Below are 4,090 nucleotides of genomic sequence, written 5' to 3'. Positions count from 1 at the left end.
CGCTGCGCGAAGAAGTTGCGGCACAGATCCAAAAGCCGATCTCGAAACGCGACGCCTGGATCGTGGATGATGAAACCGAACATCCGATCACGCGTTTTGCCCAAGCCGTATGGACCAATATGCGCCACACGCTGGAGCGGCTGGACAAGTCGATGTTCGACGCGGTTGCCCAGTTGCTGGCCGATACCGAGCGCCATTTGTATGTCGTGGGCGGCCGCATCACCCGCTCGAACGCCGACTATCTGTTCAACCACATGCAGATCATCCGGCCCAACGTGACCATGCTGGGCAACTCGGCCAACGTATGGCCGCAATACCTGCTGGACATGGACGAAAGCTCGGTTCTGGTCATCTTCGACATCCGCCGCTACGAGGCGCATCTGGAAAAGCTGGCACAAGTTGCGTCCGATCGCGGGGTGACCGTCGTGCTGTTCACCGACCAATGGGGGTCGCCCATCGGCAAATCGGCCAACTATACCTTTCACGCTCTGGTCGAAGCTCCATCAAGCTGGGATTCAACGATCGCACTTCAACTCATTTCGGAAACCCTGATCGCCGAGGTTCAGGAAGCCCGCTGGGAAGAAAGCAAAGAGCGTATCGAGGAGTTGGAACGCTATTTCTCGACCACACGGATTTTCCGCAGCCACGAGGCGTGAGCCTTGGCTGCCTTCAATCCCATTGTTCCATTGGACCGCGACCTGTAGGGTGTCGGCCAACGCGAGTCTGAAACCTGCTTCCAACCCTTGATGACTCTTTGTCTGGTGGGTTGGGTCCGACAGTGACGGACATCGCGGCGAAACGACCCGGGCAAGTGGTCGAAAAACCAAGAGGCCGAGCCAGTGGAACGCCGCAATTCAATGGATGCATTGCGCACCGACGAAGTCAGGGATGCACGGAACCGAGGGGTTACGTTTCTCGGGATTGCGTTCCTGTTCAGCATCTTCGTCAACCTGCTGATGCTGACGGGGCCGTTGTTCATGCTCCAGGTCTATGACCGCGTTTTGGGGTCTCGCGCCGTTGAAACGTTGACCGCACTATTTTTGCTGGTTGCGCTGCTGTACGCTCTGATGGCCATGCTGGATTTTGCGCGCGGTCGCATTGTCGCGCGATTTGGTGCCCGGTTTCAGTCGACTCTGGACCAACGTGTGTTCGATGCAACCTTGCGCGATGCACTGGTGCCGCAAATCCGTGCAGCTCCGGCAAGAGCGCTGCGCGATTTGGAAGCCATTCAAACGCTGTGCTCCTCGCCCGTTTTGCTAGCGGCCATGGATATCCCGTGGACACCCGTTTTCCTCGCGGCGATCTTTCTTTTTCATCCACTGCTCGGATGGTTGGCCGTAACAGGCGGAGCGGTGCTGATCGTGATCGCAATCCTGAACCAGATGATGACCCATCGCAAAGTGGCTCAGGCACAGGCTGCGTCCGCGTTGGCGAATTCAATGTCCGAAAATGCACGCCAGGCAGCCGAGGTCATTCGCGCCCAAGGCATGCGAAAGGACATAACGCGGCGTTGGTTGACACAAAGAGCGGCCGCGCTGTCCCAGAGTATTGCCGCCAGCGACTGGACTGGCAGCTTCACCTCACTGACCAAATCGCTCAGGCTGTTTCTGCAATCGGCTATTCTCGCCTTGGGAGCCTGGCTTGTACTGCAAAACGAAATGACCGCCGGTGCGATGATCGCAGGCTCTATCCTTTTGGGCCGCGCACTCGCGCCGATTGAGCAGGTCATTGGACAATGGGGCGCGATCGAGCGGGCCCGTAGCGCCTGGTCATCGCTTAGCCACTATTTGGCCCATGTCCCTGTCGAACCCTCCAGAACCCGCCTGCCCACACCGGAAGCCCGTTTGTCGGTCCGGAACCTGACGATCATACCCCCTGGATCCGAAACCCCCACTATCCAAAACGCCTCGTTCGTGTTGGAGCCCGGCCGTGCCCTTGGAGTGATCGGCAAAAGCGGTTCGGGAAAAACCACGCTCGCCAAAGCGCTGTTGGGCCTTTGGACACCTGCTGCCGGAGAGATCAGATTGGGCGGCGCAACTCTGGATCAATACGACCCTGATGAGTTGGGGCGCCACATCGGCTATCTTCCGCAGCATGTCACACTTTTCAACGGAACGGTGGCCGAGAATATCGCTCGCATGTCGCTGAACCCTGATGAACTGGCTGTTGTTGCGGCAGCGAAGAAGGCCAATGCACATGACCTGATCCTCTCACTTGAAAAAGGCTATGATACCGTCTTGGAAGGAGCCAACAGTCAGCTATCCGGAGGCCAGCAGCAAAGGATAGGGCTGGCCCGGGCATTGTACGGCGATCCTGTCCTGCTGGTACTGGATGAACCGAACTCGGCGTTGGACACCGAGGGCACCGATGCCCTGAATGCGGCAGTCCGGGAGTTCAAAGCGGCCGAGCGCGCCGTGATCATCATGACGCACCGACCGATGGCGATTTCAGAGTGCGACCACCTGGCCGTAGTCGAATTGGGTCGGATCGCCAATTTCGGCAGCCGTGACGAAGTGTTGAACGCCATGGTCCAAAATGCGGGTGCAATCCAGAAACAGTTTCGCAAAGCGGGTGAAGCATGACCGAGGTTTCAAGCCCGCCGCCATGGCGGATCACTTTCCCCGCTCTTGTTGGATTCGCCGCGTTGGCCATTCTGGTCGGCGGGCTTGGGGTTTGGAGCGTCAGGACCCATCTGGCAGGTGCAATCGTGACCCAGGCCGTTGTCGAGGTGCAAAGCAATCGGCAAGTTGTGGAACATCCGGATGGCGGTGTCGTGGGCGATATTCTGGTTCGTGATGGCGACCGGGTCGAGCAGGGTGATTTGCTGCTCAGGTTCGATGACACGTTTCTCAAGTCGGAAAAAGTCATCGTGGAATCGCAGTTGTTCGAACTCTTGGCGCGGAAGGTTCGGCTGGAGGCAGAAAGAGACGGGGCAGACGCGAACGCGCTTGCCGACCGGATGCAAAAGCTGGCCGCCGCGGAACCCATCGATCCTGAATTGATTGATGGACAGACCCGGCTGTATTCCGCTCGGTTGGAAACCCTGTCCAAGAAGATCGATCAACTGGGCAAACAAAGGGTTCAGATCGAAAGCGAAATCGACGGGACGAAAGCGCAGCTGGTGGCCCTGCGCAGGCAGCTTGAGCTGATTGGAAACGAGTTGGAGGATCAGCAGAACCTTCTGACACGCGGGTTGACCCAAGCCAGCCGAGTGTCAGCCCTGCAACGTGAAGAAGCCAGCCTGACCGGCGAAATTGGGCGCTTGGAAGCTGCAGTTGCTCGCTTGAATGGACAGATTGCCACCACGGAATTGCAGGTCGTCGAATTGGCCGCCGCTCGTCGGGAAGAGGCCATTGCCGAGTTGCGGCAGGTACAGTCCGAGGTCGTCGAATTGGCCCAACGTAGGTTATCCTTGAATGAAAGGTTGGCGCGTCTCGACATCCGGGCCCCGGTCTCAGGAACCGTTTTCGGCAGCCAGGTCTTTGCGGTGCAGTCGGTCGTCCAGCCAGCGGAACCTATGATGTATGTCGTCCCCCAAAACACGCCACTTGTGGTGGCCGCCCGCGTCGGAGCAATACACGTGGACCAGTTGCACGTCGGCCAACCTGTCGCCCTGCGCTTTCCGGCCTTCAATCAGCGTGAGACACCGGAAATCGAAGGTCGGGTCATCAATGTTTCGGCAGACACGCTCAAGGATGAACAAACCGGATTCACCTATTATCGCGCCGATGTTGTTCCCGTTGAGAGCGAGTTAGAGCGTCTGAACGGACAGGTACTCCTGCCCGGCATGCCAGTTGAGGCCCTGATTAAGACCGACGAGCGTACGCCGCTTTCATACCTGGTCAAACCGATGGCGGACTATTTCAACAGGTCGTTCCGCGAATAGCCAGCCTACACCGCTTCGAGATTCCCAAGCAGGATCGACGTCATGTCCACACTGAACACCCCATCCAGGGCCACAATCGCAGCGCCGGTTTGATAGTCGACATTCGTGGGCGTGATTGAGGAAAGATCGGCGTTCTGGTCCAGATAGACCCATTCCGGCTCGTGTGCGGTGGGCAACCCAACGGCAACCTGCAGGATGGCCAGG

General features: G+C 58.2%; 4 protein-coding genes. 3 read left to right on the top strand and 1 reads right to left on the bottom strand.

Features of this window, described 5'->3' with window-relative positions:
- From AC2FM5_RS19345 to AC2FM5_RS19335, 3 genes are all read left to right on the top strand, one after another.
- Positions 1 to 656 (top strand): MurR/RpiR family transcriptional regulator (locus AC2FM5_RS19345; RefSeq protein WP_496737587.1); only part of this gene is annotated, 656 nt, incomplete at its 5' end.
- A gap of 201 nt (positions 657 to 857) precedes the next feature.
- Positions 858 to 2,582 (top strand): type I secretion system permease/ATPase, encoded by a 1,725-nt coding sequence (locus AC2FM5_RS19340; protein WP_496737589.1) that lies wholly within the window; start codon positions 858 to 860, stop codon positions 2,580 to 2,582.
- Complete coding sequence (locus AC2FM5_RS19335) at positions 2,579 to 3,886, top strand: HlyD family type I secretion periplasmic adaptor subunit (protein WP_496737585.1); 1,308 nt, start codon at positions 2,579 to 2,581, stop codon at positions 3,884 to 3,886. Before AC2FM5_RS19340 ends, AC2FM5_RS19335 begins: the two co-directional genes overlap by 4 nt.
- Before the next feature lie 5 nt (positions 3,887 to 3,891).
- Here AC2FM5_RS19335 and AC2FM5_RS19330 read toward each other — a convergent pair.
- Positions 3,892 to 4,090 (bottom strand): hypothetical protein (locus tag AC2FM5_RS19330; RefSeq protein ID WP_496737583.1); only part of this gene is annotated, 199 nt, incomplete at its 5' end.

The organism is Ruegeria sp. BHSA162 (assembly GCF_059613385.1).
Note: the sequence above shows the minus strand (reverse complement) of the source record. Positions and strands in the feature narration are given on the sequence as shown.